Genomic DNA, 21,376 nt, shown 5'->3' with positions numbered 1-21,376 from the left:
AAAAAGGAGGAGGCTGTAATGGCTGAACAAAAAGGCTACCTTGTATTTGACATCGGGACAGGGAATGCGCGAGTCGCGGTTGTGACTGCCGGCGGCGACGTGACCGCACTGGAAAGGGAAGACATTGAATATGTGACGGATCCGCTTTATCCAGACGGCCGTTATTTCTCGCCGGAAAGATTATGGACGCAAATCAGCGCTATGGCAAAAAAGGCTATTGCCAAAAGCCCTCATATTACATTAATCGGCATCACCTCAACAAGCCAGAGGCAGGGAATTGTTCTGATCAATAAAGATAAAAAGGCGTTTCTCGGTCTGCCCAACATTGATAATAGAGGGCGCGAATGGGAGGGGGAGATCGAGTTAAAAGAAGAAGTGCATCAGCGCGCCGGACGCCTTCCGAGCGCTTTATTTTCCGCCATGAAACTTGTCGGGTTAAAAAAAAGACAGCCGTCATTATGGGAAGAAGTGAAGTACATCACAAGCATCAGTGACTGGGTGACATTTGAGCTGAGCGGAATTTTAAGCTATGAACCGTCACAGGCCGCTGAAACACTGCTGTTTGACGTAAGGGAAAAGGCGTGGTCAGAGAAATTATGCAGCATCTTCGGGGTGCCTTCTGCCATTCTTCCTTCACTCGTCCGATCCGGGACGGTTGTCGGAATGTTAACGTTTAAAAAAGCGGCGGTTCTCGGTCTTTCTGAAAGAGTGCCTGTGATTGCAGGCGGGGGAGACACACAGCTTGCCATTAAAAGTGCAGATGCAAAGCCGGGAGATATCGTCATCGTATCCGGCACGACGACGCCGATTACAAAGATAACAGCGGAGACCGGAACCGAAAGTTTAGAGAATGCATGGCTGAATTGCCATACAGAAGAAGGTCAATGGCTTCTTGAAACTAATCCGGGTGTAACAGGACTCAATTATCAAAAATTAAAATCCATTTTTTATCCGAATGAATCCTACAGCGTCATGGAACGGGAAATCGCCAGTCTGCCGAAACATGATCAAGCTTGTGTTTCTGCGTTAGGCTCCTATTTATCGTCTGAGAAAAACGCACTCGCAAAAGGCGGATTTATTTTTGATGCCCCGCTGTCCCAAAGTTTAAGCCGAGCGCATTTTGTCAAAGCCGCTCTGATGGAAATCGCTTTTTCAATCAAATGGAACTATGAGGCGTTAACAGAAGTGACTTCCTTTTCAAAAAATGATGTGAAGGTGTGCGGCGGCGGTTTCCAAAGTGATGCGTTGACACAGTTTCTTGCTAACCTTCTGCAAAAGAAGATTTATAAGAGAGAAGGCTTCAGCCAGGCATCCGTAATGGGGGCGGCGATGATCTGCAACGAAGCTCTCGGTGTGAAAGAAGAACTTTCGAACCGCACAAAGCTAATTGAACCCGAATCGGATCAGACGGATCTCTTCCTATATGAAGAATGGAAACATACGCAAAAATTATTTGCGCATTTTCAGCCCAGCGGTGAAAGCCTGACTTGGGGATGAGATGACAACATGAAAGATTGCTGAGGAGGAACAAAAATGCTTAATAAAATAGGAATTCCGAAACAGCTTGCCTGGGGATTTTTAGGGGTCGTGCTGTTTATGATGGGGGACGGCCTTGAACAAGGCTGGCTCAGCCCGTTTTTAGTTGAAAACGGCTTGACGGTACAGCAATCAGCATCCTTGTTTACGGTTTACGGTATTTCTCTCGCAATAGCGTCTTGGTTTTCAGGCGTCTGCCTCGAAGCCTTCGGCGCAAAGCGGACGATGTTTATGGGGCTGTTATTTTACGTTATCGGAACAGCCGCGTTTATCGCATACGGATTTGAAAATCTTAATTTGCCGGTAATGTATGTCACGTATTTTATTAAAGGGCTGGGCTATCCGCTGTTTGCCTATTCTTTTTTGACATGGGTGATTTACCGGTCGCCGAAAAACAAGCTCAGTACGGCGGTCGGCTGGTTCTGGATTGCATATTGCTGCGGCATGTTTGTATTCGGAGCCTGGTATTCTAGCTGGGCCATCAAATCCTTCGGCTATTTGAATACGCTGTGGAGTTCAATTTTCTGGGTATGCCTCGGCGCGTTTTTTGCTTTGATTTTAAATAGGGACCGCTTTGAAAAGAAAAAAGCAAGTAAACAGGAAAAGGTGCAGGAATTAATGAAAGGAATCACCATCCTTGCTGAAAATCCGCGTGTGCTTTCAGGGGGGATTGTTCGGATCATCAACAGTATCGGAACATACGGATTTCCGGTATTTCTCCCAATGCATATGGCGCAGCACGGCATTTCTACAAATGTATGGCTGCAGATTTGGGGCACGATCTTTCTCGGCAATATCGTCTTTAACTTAATCTTCGGTGCAGTCGGCGATGCGTTCGGCTGGAAAAAGACTGTCATGTGGTTCGGAGGAGCGGGCTGCGGCATTTTTACCCTTTTATTATATTATGCTCCTGTTGTATCACATGGGAACTTGCTTTTCGTCAGCATTGTCGGCTTTATTTGGGGAGGGCTTCTGGCCGGATTCGTTCCGATCGGAGCTATCGTGCCGACGGCGGCCGGCAGCGATAAAGGTGCTGCCATGTCTGTGTTAAATCTGGCCGCGGGCCTGTCGGCATTTGTCGGCCCCGCGCTTGCCTGGGCGTTTATCGGGCTTGTCGGCGCACAAGGCGTAGTATGGATTTTCGCGGCGCTCTATTTCGCAAGTGCAATCCTGACAAATCAAATCAAAATACCTGAAGAAAAAACGGCAAAACACGATAAATCATTGCCTGAATATGCTTCTTAACAGAAACGCCCCGAAGGCTCGGGGCGTTTTTTACAGCTTCTGAAGAAACTCGGCAAAGCGCTGAATTTGTTCACGTAACGATTGTTTGTTTTCGTGAAATTGTTTGAAACGATGTCCGTTTGCGCCGGACGGATGCGGGAAGCCTTCCAAAATGACCGCATGATTCATCCTCCCGTTCTTCTTCAGCATGCGGCAGGCGGATTCTGCTGCTTTACCGAGAGGGATAAGCAGAATGTCCTTTTTCATCATTTCTATTTCGTCCGGAAAATATTTCAGCGCATAACGGCTGAGAAGAGCTGACCTGCTGATTAGCGGCTGATGTCCCGTATAGTTTTTCTGTTTATAAAAAACAGGGTGTTTGATAACGGATGTCGTATGAAGCAGCTCCCGTTTTGAACCAAATAAACAGGATGAATTCTCAACTCGGAGCGCGGCCGGCAGACCGCATTCATTAAGCATTTCGATCATGTGCTGCCTCATGGAACCGGAAAGCCCGGCCGCTTTTTTTGTCTCATATGCTACCACCTCAAGAGATTCGCCGTTTTTTAAAAGCTGTGCCGCTGCTTTGTAAGCCCGCTGCATCTGAAAAAAACCGGGTGTAATTCCGGAGATGACAACTGCAGCATGAGGGTTGATATACTCATTATGAGGCGAATAATATATATCCAAATCTCCGTCTTTTGCTAAATGGAACTCCGGAGTCAGCAAATCCGATTTTGTAAATTCTCCCGAAGATGATAATGCTTTAAGCTGGCGCAAAAAATGTGCAAGCCGCTCACGATTGCAAATCATATTATGCCTCCTTGAACCCGCTCATTCTCTTAGTGTCAGCAAAAACGGCGGATGACATGCAGGCTCATAAATCACTTTTACCGGCGTCCCAGAGCATCTTCAGGACATGAGTCGTTCCTTTTGCTTCAGCAGCCGTCGTTTGCACGGCTGTTTTTTTAGTGAGAAAGTCTTCCTGCAGTTCTTTCTGCTTTTGTGATAACAGACGGGTTTCTGTTTTGATTTCTTCAACGGACGTCTGCATGGACGCTGCCGTGACGTTAATCTTCTTTATATCAGGTGCTGTGTTTCTTTTAAAACGCACGGCTGATACGGCTAAATAAACCAAGGCGGCAGCCGCAACGGCAGCACTGATATACAAAATGATAATCATCTGCTTTTCACTCCTTTTTTTCAGTTGATACCCTTTATAGAGATTGATGAATCATTTTATTTGCTAATTGTTTTTTTTCTGCTTATAATGTGAAATCGTACATAAGGACATTCAGAAAGGGTGAAAGACATGGAAAGCATACAGAACAAAACGGCTCTTATCACGGGTGCGGGCAGAGGAATCGGCCGCGCCGCCGCTATTGCTTTAGCGAAAGAAGGAGTCAATATCGGTTTAATCGGCCGCACTGAAGCAAATGTTAAGAAGGTTGCAGAAGAAGTGGAAGCCCTTGGTGTAAAGGCATCATTCGCTTCTGCCGATGTGAAAAGCCAAAAAGAGGTCGAACAAGCCGTCGCTTCTATTAAAGAAGATCTCGGTGAGATTGACATCCTGATTAACAATGCCGGAATCAGCAAATTCGGCGGATTTTTAGATCTTACGCCAGAAGAGTGGGAAGCCATCATTCAAGTTAATGTAATGGGTGTATACCATGTGACACGCGCCGTTCTTCCTGAAATGATTGAGAGAAAATCAGGAGATATCATTAATATTTCCTCTACGGCCGGCCAAAGAGGCGCCGCGGCGACAAGTGCGTACAGCGCTTCGAAATTTGCCGTTCTCGGTCTGACTGAATCTCTCATGCAGGAAGTCAGAAAACACAATATCCGTGTCAGCGCAATGACTCCGAGCACGGTTGCCAGCGATATGTCAATTGAATTAAATCTGACAGACGGCAATCCGGAAAAAGTCATGCAGCCTGAGGATCTTGCAGAATATATGGTTGCTCAATTGAAATTACATCCGCGCATTTTCATTAAAGCTGCCGGTTTATGGTCAACCAATCCTTAAAAAACGGGATCTGTCTTTTTAGACAGGTCTTTTTTTGTTTCCTTAAAACTGAATGAGCAGATATAAAGGATTTGTGCGAAAAAAGGAATGAAAAAGAAACCGATATCAGTTATAATTAAACTAAATAAACTATGTACCAAATGTTCAATTATGTTTTTTCCTGCCGCTCTAAAAAACAAATAAATACAAATTAAACTGTCCGCACAATAAAAGGGAAAACGGAATATAAAGAGAATATTTAGTACATGGAATAATTTGTTGGAGGGAAGGGTGTGCACATATTGAAAGAAGAAAAAAGAAGTTCAACCGGTTTTTTAGTGAAACAAAGGGCTTTTTTAAAGCTTTACATGATTACAATGACAGAGCAGGAACGGCTTTACGGACTGAAGCTTCTCGAGGTGCTGCGCTCCGAATTTAAACCCATCGGTTTTAAGCCGAATCATACTGAGGTATACCGTTCACTCCACGAACTCTTGGATGACGGGATCTTAAAACAGGTAAAGGTCAAAAAAGAAGGAGCCAAACTCCAGGAAGTCGTTCTCTATCAATTTAAAGACTATGAAGCTGCGAAACTTTACAAAAAACAGCTTAAGACAGAGCTTGACCGCTGCAAAAAGCTGATAGAAAAAGCCCTTTCCGATAATTTTTAAATCTGTCCGGAACACACCCCGCCGCCCGGGCTCAGGCGGGGTGTTCTGTGATTCATTATACATAATAGCAGACAGGGAACAATACATATCAATAAAACCTTCAAACTTGACATTGACTCCTGACATGATAACATAAAAAACGTGTGAAAAATGCGAACAAAATACGAACAAGGGAGATGTTACCGATCTTAGATCAAAAGAAAGTTGCTTTTATAGGAGCAGGATCAATGGCTGAAGGAATGATATCAGGCATGGTCCGCGCAAAAAAAATTCCCAATCAAAACATCTGCGTGACAAACCGCCGAAATACAGAGCGACTCGCTGAATTGGAACATCAATACGGAATTCAAGGCACAGCTTTTGACAGCATGAAAACCGAAGACATTGATGTCTTTATTTTAGCTATGAAACCGAAGGATGCTGAAATCGCTCTGGAGACGCTGAAACGGCGTATTCAACCTCATCAAATCATCCTGTCTGTCTTGGCAGGCATAACAACCTCATTTATACAACAATCATTACATGAGAATCAGCCGGTTGTAAGAGTCATGCCGAACACATCCAGCATGATCGGCGAATCGGCAACAGCTGCGGCTTTCGGAGACCATGTCTCTCAAAGTTCAGCACAGACTGCGGTATCCCTTCTGGAATGTCTCGGTGAAGTATATGTGATCAAGGAAGATCAGATGGACATTTTCACCGGCATCGCAGGCAGCGGACCGGCGTACTTTTATTATTTAATGGAGTTTATCGAAAAAGCAGGTGAAGAAGCCGGCTTAGATAAACAACTGTCCCGCAAAATCGGCGCGCAAACATTATTAGGCGCAGCAAAAATGCTGATGGAGACGGGGGAAAAACCGGATGTGCTTCGAGAAAACATCACCTCTCCAAACGGCACGACTGCAGCCGGCCTTGATGCGCTCAGGTCTGAAGGCGGCGGGGAAGCCATTGCCAAAGCCATTAAACATGCGACTGAACGTTCTATTGAGATCAGCAAAACAATTGAAAAAACAGCAGCACTATAAAATAAAAACAGGAGTGATACAGTGACGTCTCGGACGGAGATCAAAAGAGTCGCGGTGAAAATCGGCAGCAGCTCACTGACGAGCCTGCACGGAGAAATCAGCAGAAGAAAACTGGAGACATTGGTGGATCAAATCGCACAGCTGAAAGACAGCGGTTATGAAGTGATTTTAGTATCTTCCGGCGCAGTGGCGGCAGGTTATCGGAAGCTCGGCTTTATTCAGAAACCGGAAAGCCTCCCTGAAAAACAGGCTTCTGCTTCCATCGGGCAGGGATTATTAATGGAAGCTTATTCAAAGCTGTTTTTAGCGCACGGTTATGTCGCGTCACAAATTTTAATTACAAGAAGCGACTTTTCTGATGAATACCGCTATCATAATGTCCGCAATACGATGAACGTCCTTTTGGAACGAGGCATTATTCCGATTATTAATGAAAATGACACCGTCACAGTCAATCGGCTGAAATTCGGTGATAATGATACACTCGCGGCAAAGGTCGCAGGCTTAATTGATGCCGACATGCTTGTGATTTTATCAGATATCGACGGATTATATGATGATAATCCGCGCAGCAACCCGGAAGCGGCACGAATCAGACATGTAAGTGACATCACCCCGGAAATAGAAGCAAGCGCGGGAGATGCCGGGAGTGAGATGGGAACCGGCGGAATGCGTTCAAAGCTGGATGCTTTTAAAATTGTGATGGCCTCCGGTATTAAAGGTTTCCTCGGGCAGGCTAACGCCCCGGACATTCTGCTTCAAGCGGTAGAAGAGGCGGCTGAAGGAACTTATTTTGAAGCGGAAGGAACCCTCCCGTTAAACCACAAAGAACAATGGCTTGCATTTAATTCCGGCCCCGAAGGCGAGATTGTGATGGAGAAGAAAAGCAGCCGCGATATAGCGAACGGAAATGTGGCGCTGTCACCGCAGGATATCGAACAGATTAACGGCAGATTCAGCAGCGGGGCGGTTGTCAGACTGCTTGATCAGCAGGGAGAAGAGCTTGGGCTCGGCATCGTCAATTATTCCTCAGCTCAGCTGAAGACATATAAAGAAACGCCGCATAAACAGACCGGTCAATCAGTCATCGATCCGGAAGCGTTTGTCTGCCACGTTGAACTGTCCATCCCGATCAGCTGAGAAAAATCAATAAAACATGGCAAAGCCCGAGGCTTCGTTTTGAAGCTCGGGTTTGTTTTTATTGATATTGTTCAAGTTTGGAGAAAAATTGAATGACAAAATGATAGAAATCATTCGCAGACGGAGCCAGTTCTCTGCCTTTTGGCTTAATAATGCCTACGGTGCGCTTCACTTGAGGGAATTCAATCGGAATTTTGACCGTGAACCGAGGTGTGGTTTCCGCAAAGGTGCTTTCAGGTAATAAAGTAACGCCCATGCCTGCGGAGACTAATCCTTTAATGGCATCTAAATCCTCGCCCTCCGTTGATACAAGCGGCGCAAAGCCAGCCTGTCTGCAAGCGTCAATCGCCATATTGCGGAGAATAAATCCTTCAGGAAATAAAACAAATTGGTCGCCGCGCAGATCAATTAAATGGATATTTTTTTGTTTGGCAAGCGAATGATGCAGCGGAACAAGCGCGTAAATCTTTTCTGTGAATAAGATATTGCCTGTTATGTCGGGAAATTCCGTCGGAACGGGGCCGAGCAGCGCCGCATCTATGTCCCTGTTTCTTACGGCTTCAATTAAAAACTTATAAGATCCTTGGCGGAGCAAAAACTCAACGTTCGGGTGCTCCTCTTTAAATGCTGAAATCACTGTCGGCAAAAGCTGACTTGCAAGGCTCGTCGGGAATCCTATTTTGACGGTTCCGCGATTAGGATCAAGATATTCATCGATTTGTTCCTTCGCGTAATCAATTGCTTTCATCGCTGTTTTAATATGTTCTAAAAATTGTTTGCCGATCGGCGTTAACTTAATATTTCTGCCTTCCCGTTCAAATAAAGTGACCTTCAGCTCTTCTTCAAGATTTGCAATCTGCCTGCTGATGGCGGATTGGGCGACATGAAGATGATCAGCCGCTTCTGACACATGTTCCCGTTCTGCTACCTCCATAAAATACCGAAGCTGGCGTAATTCCATTGCGTTCACACCTATCTATCTCATTTTGAGATGTATTTGATCTAAATTATATATTGTTTATATTGTTTTGAAAACTTACAATTAATTTAAAGTTGTCAGATTTTATGACCGATAATTAACGGAAACTGATCGGGGGAGAGGAATTATGACTTACAATCAAATGCCGAAAGCACAAGGTCTCTACCGTCCGGAATTTGAGCATGATGCATGCGGAATCGGCTTGTATGCCCATTTAAAAGGGAAACCTTCACATGACATTGTCAAAAAAGGACTGCAGATGCTTTGCCAGCTGGATCACAGAGGAGGACAGGGCAGTGACCCGAATACGGGAGACGGCGCCGGCCTGATGGTTCAGATCCCTGATGCTTTTTTTAAGAAAGAGTGCGGAGAAATGAAGCTGCCTGAAAAAGGCCGTTACGGGGTAGGAATGGTCTTTTTCTCGCAAAATGAAAAGGAAAGAAAAAAGATCGAAAAACAGGTGAATGCATTCATTGAGCAGGAAGGGCAGACCGTTCTCGGCTGGAGAACCGTTCCCGTTAATGTCGGAAAAATCGGAACAGTGGCACAAAGTACTTGCCCATACGTGCGCCAAGTATTTATCGGTGCCGCAAACGATTTGAAAGACAGCCTTGCTTTTGAACGCAAACTGTATGTCATCCGGAAGCAGGCTGAAAATTGGGGCGTTCACAAACAGCTTGATTTTTACTTCGCAAGCCTGTCAAGCCAGACTATCGTTTATAAAGGTTTGTTAACGCCTGAGCAGGTTGACGCGTTTTATTTGGATTTGCAGGATGAAACCTTCGTATCTGCATTTTCACTCGTACATTCACGGTTCAGCACAAATACCTTTCCTACTTGGGAACGTGCCCATCCGAACCGCTATCTGATCCATAACGGAGAAATCAATACGCTTCGGGGCAATATCAATTGGATGCGGGCGAGAGAGCAGCAGTTCGTTTCAGAAAGCTTCGGAGACGATCTTCATAAAGTGCTGCCGATTTTAAATGCTGAGGGCAGTGACTCATCTATTCTTGATAATGCGTTTGAATTTTTCGTGATGGCGGGACGGAAGCCGGCACATACGGCAATGATGCTAATCCCGGAACCATGGACCGAAAACACTCACATGTCTAAAGCGAAACGGGCTTTTTACGAATATCACAGCTCTTTAATGGAGCCGTGGGACGGACCGACCGCCATTTCGTTTACGGACGGTAAACAAATCGGCGCCATCCTTGACCGTAACGGCCTGCGTCCGGCACGTTACTATGTGACAAAAGATGACCATATTATTTTCTCATCTGAGGTGGGCGTTATTGAAGTGGAGCAGGAAAACATTCTTCATAAAAAACGACTGGAACCCGGAAAAATGCTGCTCATTGACTTAGAGGAAGGCCGGATTATTTCAGATGAAGAAGTAAAAACGGAAATCGCCAATGAATTCCCGTATCAAAAATGGCTTGAAGAGGAATTGGTTCAAGTGAATCCTGATCCGGAAATCCGGGAAGAGGAACAATTCGATGATCTTCTCGTCCGGCAAAAAGCGTTTGGCTATACGTATGAAGATATTCAGAAATATTTAATTCCTGTTATTAAAGAAGGCAAAGACCCGCTCGGCTCCATGGGAAATGACTCGCCGCTCGCCGTTTTATCCGATCGTGCCCAATCACTGTTTCATTATTTTAAACAGCTGTTTGCGCAAGTCACAAACCCGCCGATTGACGCGATCCGCGAGCAGCTGGTGACCTCCACGGTGACATGGCTCGGAGCTGAAGGCGATCTGCTGCATCCGAGTGAAAGAAATGCCCGCCGCATTAAACTGTATACTCCTGTATTATCTAACGAACAGTTTTATGCGCTGAAAACACTTGTGCATCCTGACATTAAGAGCCAGAACATCCGCACGCTGTTTTCCGATGACCTGGAAAAAGGCCTGAAGAATTTGTTTCAGCAGGCGGAAAAAGCGATCAAGGAAGGCGTATCTCTGTTAATTTTATCTGACAGGGCAATGAGTAAAGAATTGACGCCGATTCCGCCGCTTTTGGCCGTCAGTGCGCTGCATCAGCATTTGATCCGTCAAGGTCTGCGCACTAAAGCAAGCATTATCGTTGAATCAGGCGAAGCGCGTGAAGTTCATCACTTTGCGGCTCTCATCGGATATGGGGCCGATGCTGTCAATCCGTATTTGACTTACGCTACGTATAAGCAGGAAATCGATGAAGGACGGCTTGATATTCCGTATGAGGAAGCTGTCAGCAAATACGGAAAGAGCGTGACAGAAGGCGTCGTGAAAGTGATGTCAAAAATGGGAATTTCAACTGTGCAAAGTTACAGGGGCGCCCAAATTTTTGAAGCGGTCGGCATCGGTGAAGACGTCATCTCCAAATACTTTACGGGAACTGCATCCCAGCTTGGCGGAATCGATATCGAAACGATTGCGCAAGAAGCGAAACAGCGTCATCAAGCGGCTTACAAGGATGATTACAGTCAAACTCTTGAGCCGGGTAGTGAATTCCAATGGCGGAACGGGGGAGAGCACCACGCTTTCAATCCGAAAACCATCCATACTCTGCAATGGGCGTGCCGCAAGAATGATTACAGCCTGTTTAAGCAATATTCTCATGCAGCGGATGAAGAACGAATCGGGTTTTTACGTAATCTGTTCGCCTTCAAAGAAGACCGCAAACCTTTAAAATTAGAAGAAGTCGAATCAGCTGCGTCCATCGTGAAACGTTTTAAAACAGGGGCGATGTCGTTCGGTTCCTTAAGCAAGGAAGCGCATGAAGCTTTGGCAATAGCGATGAACCGGCTCGGCGGAAAAAGCAACAGCGGAGAAGGCGGAGAAGACCCGAAACGTTTTATTCCGGATGAAAATGGTGACGACAGAAGAAGTGCAATTAAACAGATCGCATCCGGCCGTTTCGGCGTAAAAAGCCATTATCTCGTCAATGCGGATGAATTGCAGATCAAAATGGCGCAAGGGGCGAAGCCGGGAGAAGGCGGCCAGCTTCCGGGCAACAAAGTATATCCTTGGGTCGCGGATGTCCGCGGTTCTACACCAGGTGTCGGGCTGATTTCACCGCCTCCTCATCATGACATTTATTCAATTGAAGATCTGGCTCAGCTGATCCATGATTTGAAAAATGCAAATCGAAACGCGCGAATCAGCGTCAAGCTCGTGTCAAAAGCCGGCGTCGGCACGATTGCGGCCGGTGTGGCAAAAGGTACGGCGGATGTCATCGTCATCAGCGGGTACGACGGCGGAACGGGTGCTTCACCGAAAACGAGTATTAAACATACAGGTCTTCCGTGGGAGCTTGGTCTTGCAGAAGCTCACCAAACGCTGATGCTGAACGGTTTACGGGATCGTGTGGTATTGGAAACGGACGGTAAGCTGATGACAGGGCGCGATGTCGTGATGGCCGCCTTGCTAGGCGCGGAAGAATTCGGCTTTGCCACAGCGCCGCTCGTCGTTCTAGGCTGCGTCATGATGCGCGCCTGTCACTTAGATACATGTCCTGTAGGTGTCGCGACGCAAAATCCGGAGCTTCGTAAAAAGTTTATGGGCGATCCTGATCATATCGTAAACTACATGCTGTTTGTCGCGGAAGAAGTGCGTGAATATATGGCGCAGTTAGGTTTTAAAACACTGGATGAAATGATCGGCCGTACGGACGTTCTTCATGTCAGCGAACGTGCAAAAGCGCATTGGAAAGCGGGACAGCTTGATTTATCAACGCTGCTGTATCAGCCTGAAGGCGTGCGGACTTTCCGGACTGCGCAAAATCATAAAATCAGCCAGTCACTTGATATGACTGAAATTCTTCCGGCGGTGCAGGCTGCAATTGAAGCCGGTCAGGAAGCGGAAGCGGAAATCAAGATCAATAATACAAATCGCGTAGCCGGAACCGTGACGGGAAGTGAAATTTCCAAACGCTACGGAGCGGAAGGACTGCCGGATGATACGATCAGGCTTCATTTCACCGGATCAGCAGGACAGAGTTTCGGCGCATTTGTCCCTAAAGGGATGACGCTTCATTTGACCGGGGATTCAAATGACTATGTAGGAAAAGGGCTGTCCGGCGGAAAAATCATCGTGAAAGCGCCTGATGCGTTCAATTGCGAAACGCATGAGAACGTTATTATCGGGAACGTCGCCTTTTACGGAGCAACAAGCGGGGAAGCGTACATTAACGGGCGCGCCGGTGAACGTTTTGCGGTCCGCAACAGCGGAGTCAATGTCGTTGTAGAAGGTATCGGAGATCACGGCTGTGAATACATGACAGGCGGCCGGGTTGTCGTCCTCGGTGAAGTCGGCAAAAACTTCGGAGCGGGGATGTCAGGCGGTATCGCATACGTCCTGAGCGATGATGCCAAAGCATTTAAACGCAAATGCAACATGGAAATGATTTCATTTGAAAAACTGACGGATGAAACGGAGATCAAAGAAGTGAAAGAAATGGTCAAACGGCATGCGGCGCTGACAAACAGCAAAAAAGCCGCAGACCTCCTGGATCATTGGGAAGACGCCGCAGAGACCTTTATCAAAGTCATTCCGAAAAACTATAAACAAATGCTCCTCAGCATCGAAGAACAAAAAGCGGCGGGTTTATCAGAAGAAGACGCCATTATGTATGCTTTTGAAGCCAACACAAAGGCTCACAAAACGCCGGCCAAAGATCAAAAACAAGCGGTAGTGCAGTAAGAAAGGGGAGAGGAACATGGGGAAACCAACTGGATTCATGGAAGAAAAACGAGAAAAACCGGCTGAGCGGGACCCTCTCACTCGCTTAAAAGATTGGAAAGAGTATTCGGCTCCATTTTCAGATGAAGCGTCAAAGCGGCAGGGGGCGCGGTGTATGGATTGCGGCACACCGTTTTGCCAAATCGGCGCTGATATTAACGGTTTTACATCCGGATGTCCGATTTATAATTTAATACCGGAATGGAATGACCTCGTCTATCGGGGGCGCTGGAAAGAAGCACTGGAGCGCCTTCTGAAAACGAATAACTTTCCTGAATTCACAGGGCGGGTCTGTCCCGCTCCTTGTGAAGGATCTTGTACACTGGCCATTTCAGATCCGGCTGTTTCAATTAAAAACATCGAGCGGACGATCATTGACAAAGGTTTTGAGAACGGATGGATTCAGCCGAGAATTCCAGCGAAACGCACAGGTAAGAAAGTCGCTGTCGTCGGTTCAGGCCCGGCAGGTCTGGCAAGCGCTGATCAGCTGAACCAAGCCGGTCATTCCGTAACGGTCTATGAACGTGCTGACAGAGCCGGCGGCCTGCTGATGTACGGCATTCCGAGCATGAAGCTTGAGAAAAATGTCGTCGAACGCCGTATTAAGCTTTTGACGCAGGAAGGTATAGATTTTGTGACAAATACCGAAATCGGCGTTGACATAACGGCTGATGAGCTCAAAGAACAATTTGATGCCGTCATTTTGTGCACAGGCGCCCAAAAGCAGCGCAATCTGCTGATTGAAGGCCGGGAAGCAAAAGGCGTCCATTACGCAATGGATTATTTAACACTGGCGACGAAAAGCTACTTAGATTCCAACTTCAAAGATAAACAATTCATAGACGCTAAAGGGAAAGACGTCATCGTGATCGGCGGGGGAGACACAGGAGCTGACTGCGTAGCAACCGCGCTGCGCCAAAAAGCGCGCAGCGTGCATCAGTTCGGGAAACATCCTAAACTTCCTCAGACGCGCACGAATGACAATATGTGGCCTGAACAGCCGCACGTCTTCACCCTTGAATACGCCTATGAAGAAGCGCAGGCAAAGTTCGGCAAAGATCCGAGAGAATATTCAATTCAGACGACAAAAATGGTGGCCGATAAACAAGGCCGCTTAAAAGAGATCCACACCATCCAAATGGAAAAAGTCAGAAATGAATTCGGTAAGTATGAATTTCATGAACTGCCCGGAACGGAGAAAGTATGGCCTGCTCAGCTGGTGTTTATCGCCATCGGTTTTGAAGGAACTGAACAGCCATTATTGAAGCAGTTTGGTGTCGATTCGGCAAATCATAAAATTCAGGCGGCATATGGGGATTATAAAACGAATGTTGACGGTGTTTTCGCCGCAGGGGATGCGAGAAGAGGCCAAAGCCTGATTGTATGGGCGATTAATGAAGGCCGGGAAGCAGCGCGCGAAGTCGACAGTTATTTAATGGGGAGCACTGTTTTACCGTAAATAAAGGGGATTAATTATAGAACCGGCTGGGCTCAGCCGGTTTTTTCATATGTCATGGAACTGAACTGTCAGCATGATCTGCTTTCTGAAACAGAGCGACGTATAATTTGTTCTTCCGTTCAGCAGTTTCAAATCGGTGAACGAAAGAAGGCCTGTTTTGATAGCTGCCGCAAAACGTTACGTAAAGGATTGTGCTGACAAAAGATATCTAGAAGCGCTGTGCAAGCTCGGGCGGCGCCGTTTAAAGACACTTTTGCTGTGCATTTTTTTGACGGGCACTTTACCCGTCGTGTGGCTGTATCATCGAAAAGTTTTAAAAACCAGGAAAACACTTTTTTATTTGAAAGAAATAATATCAAGAGTATGTCAGAGCGGAAGGCTCATAAACAAAAAAGAGAACGGAGGGGTCCGCTCCTCTTTTTAGACATCTATATGAAAGCCGATATTGCCGAACTGCCGTCCTTCTTGCATTCTCTTAATGGCATCTGCTGCTTCTCTAAGAGGGTACATACGGTCGATAATGGGGCGGATGCCGCAGCGTTTTATTAATTCCAGCATTTGCGCGAATTCCTCATTGCTTCCCATTGATGTACCGAGAATATGAATCTGCGGAAAAAACAGCGAGCGAATAGGAAATCCTAGCTGATCACCTGAACTGGCACCGAATGTTACGATCCGGCCATTCGGTTTCATAATGTCAAGGTAGTGTTGATATAAAGCGGGACCGACACCGTCAAGTATGATATCTGCTTTTTGGCCATTCAGCGCTTCATTCCAGTCGCCGTAACTGTCAATTGCCCGGTCTGCACCGTATGACAGTGCGGTTTGTTTTTTGTTTTCACTGCGGGAGGTGACGCTGACTGTCGCTCCGATTGCTTTTGCCATTCGTAAGGCGTATGTTGCCACGCCGCTCCCGATGCCCGGAAGGATAAGGTGTTCGCCCTTTTTCAATTGTCCTTTTGTAAATAAGGCGCGATAAGCGGTTAATGCTGATAACGGCAGCACGCCCGCTTCCTCCCATGTCAGATGATCGGGTTTTACAATGGCATTTTCCGCAGGAACGATGACATAAGGTGAAAAAGTTCCGTCGCTTGGACCGCCTAAAATATCAGGGACGTCTGGTACATCCTCAACAGTCTTCCAATTCAGCACCGGGTTGATGATGACTTCCGCATGCAGTAAATGAGAACGGACGCCGTGTCCTATTTCAGTTACGATTCCCGCGCCGTCTGAACCGAGAATAAATTCACGGTTTCCGGTTTCGTGGTTTTTCATCAAAAATAAATCGCGATGGTTTAATCCGGCTGTTTTCAGCTTTATTTTGACTTCTCCGTTCCCCGGATGTTTGTCAGGTATCTGCCTGAAATGAAAGCTATTTTCGTGTATGATAATGGCATCCATTATTTTTCTCTCCTTTATGGTTGATGAGAAAAATTTTACAGGCTGTAACAGCTGCAGTAAATGAAGGAAAATTGATAGCCGGCTATCAATAAAAATCATAGCAAGAAGGTGTCCTTACATGGAAAGCGGAGACTTAAAGATTTTTCAGGCTGTCGCCCGCAAAGGCAGTATTTCAAAGGCGGCCGAAAGTCTGCATTATGTTCAATCAAATGTGACAAACCGGATTCAGCAGCTGGAACGGCAATTGCAAACACAGCTGTTTTACCGGACGAATCGGGGAATGACGCTGACGCCAGCAGGTGAAAGCTTATTGAAAGATGCAGACAGAATTTTGCAGCTGCTATATGAGGCGCAAAAAAATGCGCAAGAGGCAGGGCATCCGAACGGCCCGCTCCGCATCGGTTCTTTAGAAACGGCGGCAGCCGTCCATCTCCCTCAATTTTTCACGGAGTATTGCAGACGATATCCGAAAGTACAGCTGTCACTGTCAACCGGTGATACACATACCTTAGTGCAACGCGTCCTGCAGTATGAGCTGGACGGGGCTTTTGTTTATGGGCCGGTCGAACACGAAGACCTTAAACAATCCGCCGTATTCCAAGAAGAATTGATCGTGGTCTCAAATGTGCGGGAAGGCAGCTTGCAAAACCTGCTGCGAGAGCCTATTCTGTTTTTTGCCGCCGGCTGTTCGCACCGCCGTAAAATAAAAAACATATTGAAAGAAGAGGCAGTGCCTGCACAGAAAATCATTGAATTCGGAACGCTGGAAGCCATTATTGGAGCGGTGCAGGCAGGGTTGGGTGTTTCCTTTTTGCCTGCGTCAGCCGCCCGTTATTTTAAAAACCGGGAAAATCTTTTTCATCATCAGCTCCCTGAACGTTTTCGGGATATGAATATATCATTCATCTACCGGCGTGATTTATTTTTGACATCGGCGTTTGAAGAACTGCTGACTGGATTAAAAGCGTTCCCGAATGGATGATGACGTAACAGGACAGCAGAATATGCCGAATTTTTTACCGATTTTTTTAAAAAAACTTTCTTTTCCCGAAATTTTATGTATAATAAAAGAAAGTTTTTTCGGATAAAGAATCTGCAATGATAAGGACATGAGTCATTTTAACCGGCCATACAGAGAGGGGAGGCAAGGCTGAGACCTTCCCGGCACGAAGAATGGGCTTACCGCCTTTTGAGCTGTATCGGTGAACGAAAGCAGCCGATACCGTATAGCCGCGTTACGGCAACAATGAGCCGCCGCTTGAAGTGGCGGGAATTTGGGTGGAACCGCGGGTCTGACACACACTCGTCCCTTGCTTTGGGATGAGTGTGTTTTTATGTTGATATAAGAAAAAAGCAATGATAAGGACATGAGTCATTCGAACCGGCCATACAGAGAGGGAAGGCAAGGCTGAGACCTTCCCGGCACGAAGAATGGGCTTACCGCCTTTTGAGCTGTATCGGTGAACGAAAGCAGCCGATACCGTACAGCCGCGTTACGGCAACAATGAGCCGCCGCTTGAAGCGGCGGGAATTTGGGTGGAACCGCGGGTCTGACACACACTCGCCCCTTGCTTTGGGATGAGTGTGTTTTTATTTTCTTAAAAATAAAGGAGAGATCAGACCGTGAAGAAACCGCACATTGTGATTACTTTTCCTGATGGGAAACAAAAAGAATACCAAAAAGGTGTTACGTTAGAAGAGATAGCCCAATCAATCAGTCCGGCTTTGAAAAAGACATCAGCCGCCGGCAAGGTAAACGGATCGTTATATGACCTTAGAAGAAGCATTCATGAAGACGCTGAAATTGAACTGTGCAGTTTTCAATCTGAAGAGGGGCTGGGAGTGATGAGACACACAGCAGCGCACGTATTGGCGAAAGCGGTAAAACGTCTGTATCCGAAGGCCTGTTTAGGGATCGGTCCCGTTATTGAGAATGGCTTTTATTATGATTTTGACATGAATGAAACGATTACAGAAAAAGACCTGGCCGCCATTGAGAAAGAAATGAACAGAATCATTTCAGAAAATCCGGAAATCATCAGAGAAGAAATCTCCAGAGAAGAGGCAGAGCATCTGTTTGCTCACGAGCCGCTGAAGCTCGAGCTTTTAGCCGATATTCCGCAGCAGGATACAATCAGTATTTACCGTCAGAGCGACTTCATTGATTTATGCCGGGGGCCGCACTTGGCGTCTGCCGGTCAGATAAAAGCTTTTTCGCTCACTCATGTGTCAGGGGCTTATTGGCGGGGCGACAGCAATCAAAAAATGCTGCAGCGCATTTATGGGAAGGCATTTTCTTCAAAAAAGGAGCTGAACAGGCATTTTCAGCTGATAAAAGAGGCGGAGAAGAGAAATCATCGAAAATTGGGAGCGGAATTACAGCTTTTTATGTTTTCAGAAGAAGCGCCGGGTATGCCTTTTTATCTGCCGAACGGTCAGTTCATCCGAAATACGCTTGAATCATTTCTGCGTTCAAAGCAGGATGCCTATCATTATCAGGAAGTGCGCACCCCTATGATGATGAACCAGCGTCTTTGGGAGCAATCAGGCCATTGGGATCATTATAAAGAGAATATGTATTTCTCAGAAGCCGATCATCAGCGCTTCGCGTTAAAGCCGATGAACTGTCCCGGCCACATGCTCATTTTTAAAGAAAAGCTTCGTTCTTATCGCGATCTTCCGATTCGGATGGCTGAATTCGGGCAGGTGCACCGTCACGAATTCAGCGGGGCGCTCAATGGCCTGCTTCGCGTCAGGTCCTTTTGCCAGGATGATGCGCATATTTTTGTAACGCCCGATCAGATCGAGAGCGAAATTACTTCAGCGCTTCAGCTGATTCACGAGGTGTACACCGCATTCGGTTTTTCCTATGATATTGAGCTGTCAACAAGACCGGACAATTACATGGGAAGCGAACATTTGTGGGACCGGGCGGAGAGCGCATTAGAGAAAGTATTAAAAGAACAGGGATATCGTTTTCGATTTAATCGGGGGGATGGCGCATTTTACGGCCCGAAAATTGATATTCATATAAAAGATGCGCTGAATCGAAGCCATCAATGCGCTACTGTCCAGCTCGATTTTCAAATGCCGGAGAAATTTGATTTAACATATATTGATGAAAAAAATCAAAAAGTCCGTCCTGTTGTTATTCACCGGGCGGTATTCGGATCTCTTGACAGATTTTTCGGAATCATTACCGAACATTTCGGGGGAGCGTTCCCTTTATGGCTTGCTCCGGTACAGGCAAAAATCATCCCGGTATCAAATACCGCACACCGGGACTGCGCAGAACAGGCGCACCGGCAGCTGAAGAAAGCGGGTATCAGGGCTGAGCTTGATCAGCGGGATGAAAAACTCGGGTATAAAATCAGAGAAGCACAAATGAAAAAAATACCGTATATTGCTGTTGTGGGGGATCACGAGTGCCGCCATCAATCTGTACAGGTAAGACAATACGGACGGGACGACACATTTGAAGAGAGTGTGAGTGATTTTGTTTCCCGGATCATAAATGAAACAAAACAAGAGAATCAAGTAAATCGACATTGACATATCGCAAAATCACGATATAATAAAACGTATGAAACCTATTGATGTTTTTAAAGCGTTGTCTAATGAGTCCCGGCTTGAGATTTTACAATGGCTGAAAGAGCCGGACCATCACTTCGCCCCGCATGATGGCATTGATATGAATGAAATCGGAGTATGTGTGAGTCAGATCACCGATAAGCTTCAGATGACACAGTCAACGGCGTCTCAATATCTTTCCATCCTTCAGCGGGCGGGCCTTATCCAAACGAAACGGATCGGCAAATATACCTATTATAAAAGAGATGAAGAAGCGATAAAGGCGATGGCCGATTATTTTCAGCGCGAAATGTAGGGCTGAATCCTTTGAAGAGGGATTCAGTTTCTTTTTCTGATTACACATCGACATATTGCGATTTGTTTCTGTTTATAATCTTTTATATCGATATATCACAATATATCTTTATATAAATCATCAATGAAGGAGTGTATCAGATGCAAAATACATGGAAGGTTTATATTTTAGCGATTATCAGCTTTTTAGTTGGGACCTCTGAATATGTAATATCCGGAGTGCTTGATAAAATTGCAGGTTCTTTGGGCGTCACTGTGGCAGCGGCAGGGCAGCTGATTACAATTTTTTCACTCGTTTATGCAATCGGAACGCCCGTCGTGATGGTTCTGACAGCAAGGCTGGACAGAAGGAAGCTGATGATCTATGCTCTGGGGCTGTTTGTTATCGGGAATATCATTTCTTTCCTTGTGCAGGGATTCGGCTTATTTGCGGGAGCGCGGGTGATCATGGCGCTTGGAGCGGGAAGCGTGGTGGTAACCGCGCTTACGATCGCAGCAAAAATCGCTCCTCCGGGAAAGCAGGCAAGCTCTCTTGCGACAGTCATTATGGGATTTACGGCGGCGCTCATTATCGGTGTGCCGATCGGAAGAACCGTGTCTGAAGCTTTCGGCTGGAAGATGGTTTTCGCCGGTATTGCGGCACTCGGAATCATTGCCATGCTGATTATACGTTTCGCGCTGCCTGAGATAAAAGGAGATAAACCCGTGCCGCTCATTCAGCAACTCTCTTTTTTGAAGAAACGAAAAGTGGCTGTCGGCCTGGCCATCACGTTTTTTTGGCTTGGAGGCTATTCGGTTGCGTATACGTACCTTTCGCCATTTTTACTGAACGTTACTCATACCAGCAGCGGAATGCTGAGCACATTGCTCCTTATTTTCGGGGTTGCAAGTCTTGCCGGCTCTAAAGCAGGCGGTTTCAGTGCAGACAAATGGGGGGCGCGTGTCACATTGACCGGCGGAATGGCGCTTCATGCTATCATGCTCATGTTATTGCCCTTTGTTACACATTCTGCTGCCGGAGCGGCGGCAGTGCTTATTTTTTGGTCCTTTTCCGCCTGGTCATCCGGGCCGGCTCAGCAATATCATTTGGCAACGATGGAGCCGGAATCATCAGGTGTATTACTTGGCCTCAACCAGTCTATGATGCAGCTGGCTATGGCTGCCGGGGCAGGTATCGGGGGCATTGTTGTCACTCATCTGTCTCTTGCGTCAGTGACATGGATTGGTGCAGGCGGTGTTGTCATTGCGATGTGCGGTGTGCTTTCACTTATGTTGTTAATGTCTGAAAAAACCTCATCCGAATACAGTGCCGAATAAACAAA

Annotated in this window: 16 protein-coding genes and 1 other annotated feature; of the genes, 12 read left to right on the top strand and 4 right to left on the bottom strand. The window is 46.5% G+C overall.

Annotation, left to right across the window (positions count from 1 at the left end; translation table 11 throughout):
• The first annotated feature begins 18 nt into the window (after window positions 1-18).
• Both AD710_RS17105 and AD710_RS17100 read left to right on the top strand, forming a co-directional pair.
• Entirely contained in the window at window positions 19-1,497 is a 1,479-nt protein-coding gene (locus AD710_RS17105) for an FGGY-family carbohydrate kinase (RefSeq protein ID WP_049628600.1), read from the top strand.
• 36 nt (window positions 1,498-1,533) lie between these two features.
• The gene (locus AD710_RS17100) at window positions 1,534-2,781 is read left to right on the top strand and encodes an RbtT/DalT/CsbX family MFS transporter (RefSeq protein WP_049628599.1); all 1,248 of its coding nucleotides are present in this window, start codon (window positions 1,534-1,536) and stop codon (window positions 2,779-2,781) included.
• 30 nt (window positions 2,782-2,811) lie between these two features.
• Here the strand turns inward: AD710_RS17100 and AD710_RS17095 are convergent, their stop codons facing one another.
• Window positions 2,812-3,573 (bottom strand): hypothetical protein, encoded by a 762-nt coding sequence (locus tag AD710_RS17095; RefSeq protein WP_047474673.1) that lies wholly within the window; start codon window positions 3,571-3,573, stop codon window positions 2,812-2,814.
• 64 nt (window positions 3,574-3,637) lie between these two features.
• A complete protein-coding gene (locus AD710_RS17090; protein WP_049628598.1) occupies window positions 3,638-3,943 on the bottom strand; it encodes a DUF948 domain-containing protein in 306 nt (101 codons plus the stop codon).
• A gap of 129 nt (window positions 3,944-4,072) precedes the next feature.
• Here AD710_RS17090 and AD710_RS17085 point away from each other — a divergent pair, with 129 nt between their 5' ends.
• The 4 genes from AD710_RS17085 (at window position 4,073) to proB (ending at window position 7,604) form a co-directional block, all read left to right on the top strand.
• Complete coding sequence (locus AD710_RS17085) at window positions 4,073-4,789, top strand: 3-ketoacyl-ACP reductase (RefSeq protein WP_049628597.1); 717 nt, start codon at window positions 4,073-4,075, stop codon at window positions 4,787-4,789.
• A 281-nt stretch (window positions 4,790-5,070) separates the two neighbouring features.
• Window positions 5,071-5,439 carry a replication termination protein gene (rtp, locus tag AD710_RS17080; RefSeq protein ID WP_016936568.1) on the top strand — a complete coding sequence of 123 codons (369 nt, stop codon included), beginning with the start codon at window positions 5,071-5,073 and terminating at the stop codon, window positions 5,437-5,439.
• A 176-nt stretch (window positions 5,440-5,615) separates the two neighbouring features.
• Window positions 5,616-6,464 (top strand): pyrroline-5-carboxylate reductase, encoded by an 849-nt coding sequence (gene proC, locus AD710_RS17075; RefSeq protein ID WP_049628596.1) that lies wholly within the window; start codon window positions 5,616-5,618, stop codon window positions 6,462-6,464.
• A gap of 21 nt (window positions 6,465-6,485) precedes the next feature.
• A complete protein-coding gene (proB, locus tag AD710_RS17070) occupies window positions 6,486-7,604 on the top strand; it encodes a glutamate 5-kinase (protein ID WP_049628595.1) in 1,119 nt (372 codons plus the stop codon).
• A gap of 58 nt (window positions 7,605-7,662) precedes the next feature.
• Here proB and AD710_RS17065 read toward each other — a convergent pair whose 3' ends face one another.
• A complete protein-coding gene (locus tag AD710_RS17065) occupies window positions 7,663-8,565 on the bottom strand; it encodes a glutamate biosynthesis transcriptional regulator GltC (protein WP_049628594.1) in 903 nt (300 codons plus the stop codon).
• A 145-nt stretch (window positions 8,566-8,710) separates the two neighbouring features.
• Between AD710_RS17065 and gltB the strand changes: the two genes are divergently transcribed.
• Together gltB and gltD are read left to right on the top strand one after the other, a co-directional pair.
• Entirely contained in the window at window positions 8,711-13,270 is a 4,560-nt protein-coding gene (gltB, locus tag AD710_RS17060; RefSeq protein WP_049628593.1) for a glutamate synthase large subunit, read from the top strand.
• Window positions 13,271-13,286: 16 nt separating this feature from the next.
• Entirely contained in the window at window positions 13,287-14,768 is a 1,482-nt protein-coding gene (gene gltD / locus AD710_RS17055; RefSeq protein ID WP_045926200.1) for a glutamate synthase small subunit, read from the top strand.
• Window positions 14,769-15,188: 420 nt separating this feature from the next.
• Here gltD and AD710_RS17045 read toward each other — a convergent pair whose 3' ends face one another.
• Window positions 15,189-16,169: a zinc-binding dehydrogenase gene (locus tag AD710_RS17045; protein WP_049628591.1), complete on the bottom strand. Its 981-nt coding sequence runs from the start codon at window positions 16,167-16,169 to the stop codon at window positions 15,189-15,191.
• A 118-nt stretch (window positions 16,170-16,287) separates the two neighbouring features.
• Between AD710_RS17045 and AD710_RS17040 the strand changes: the two genes are divergently transcribed.
• The 4 genes from AD710_RS17040 to AD710_RS17025 all read left to right on the top strand — a co-directional run bounded on the left by AD710_RS17040 (window position 16,288) and on the right by AD710_RS17025 (window position 21,371).
• On the top strand, window positions 16,288-17,151 hold the full coding sequence (locus AD710_RS17040; RefSeq protein ID WP_049628590.1) for a LysR family transcriptional regulator: 864 nt from the start codon (window positions 16,288-16,290) through the stop codon (window positions 17,149-17,151).
• Window positions 17,152-17,516: 365 nt separating this feature from the next.
• Window positions 17,517-17,741, top strand: a binding site (T-box leader).
• A 51-nt stretch (window positions 17,742-17,792) separates the two neighbouring features.
• Window positions 17,793-19,721, top strand: a complete 1,929-nt coding sequence (thrS, locus tag AD710_RS17035) for a threonine--tRNA ligase (RefSeq protein ID WP_049628589.1) — start codon at window positions 17,793-17,795, stop codon at window positions 19,719-19,721.
• 31 nt (window positions 19,722-19,752) lie between these two features.
• Window positions 19,753-20,055, top strand: a complete 303-nt coding sequence (locus AD710_RS17030; RefSeq protein ID WP_045926203.1) for an ArsR/SmtB family transcription factor — start codon at window positions 19,753-19,755, stop codon at window positions 20,053-20,055.
• Between the two features lie 140 nt (window positions 20,056-20,195).
• On the top strand, window positions 20,196-21,371 hold the full coding sequence (locus tag AD710_RS17025; protein WP_049628588.1) for an MFS transporter: 1,176 nt from the start codon (window positions 20,196-20,198) through the stop codon (window positions 21,369-21,371).
• Window positions 21,372-21,376 lie beyond the last annotated feature (5 nt).

The sequence above is a fragment of the Bacillus sp. JFL15 genome (genome assembly GCF_001184225.1).
Taxonomy (GTDB): Bacteria; Bacillota; Bacilli; order Bacillales; family Bacillaceae; genus Bacillus; species Bacillus siamensis.
This window is presented reverse-complemented; position numbering and strand designations above follow the sequence as displayed.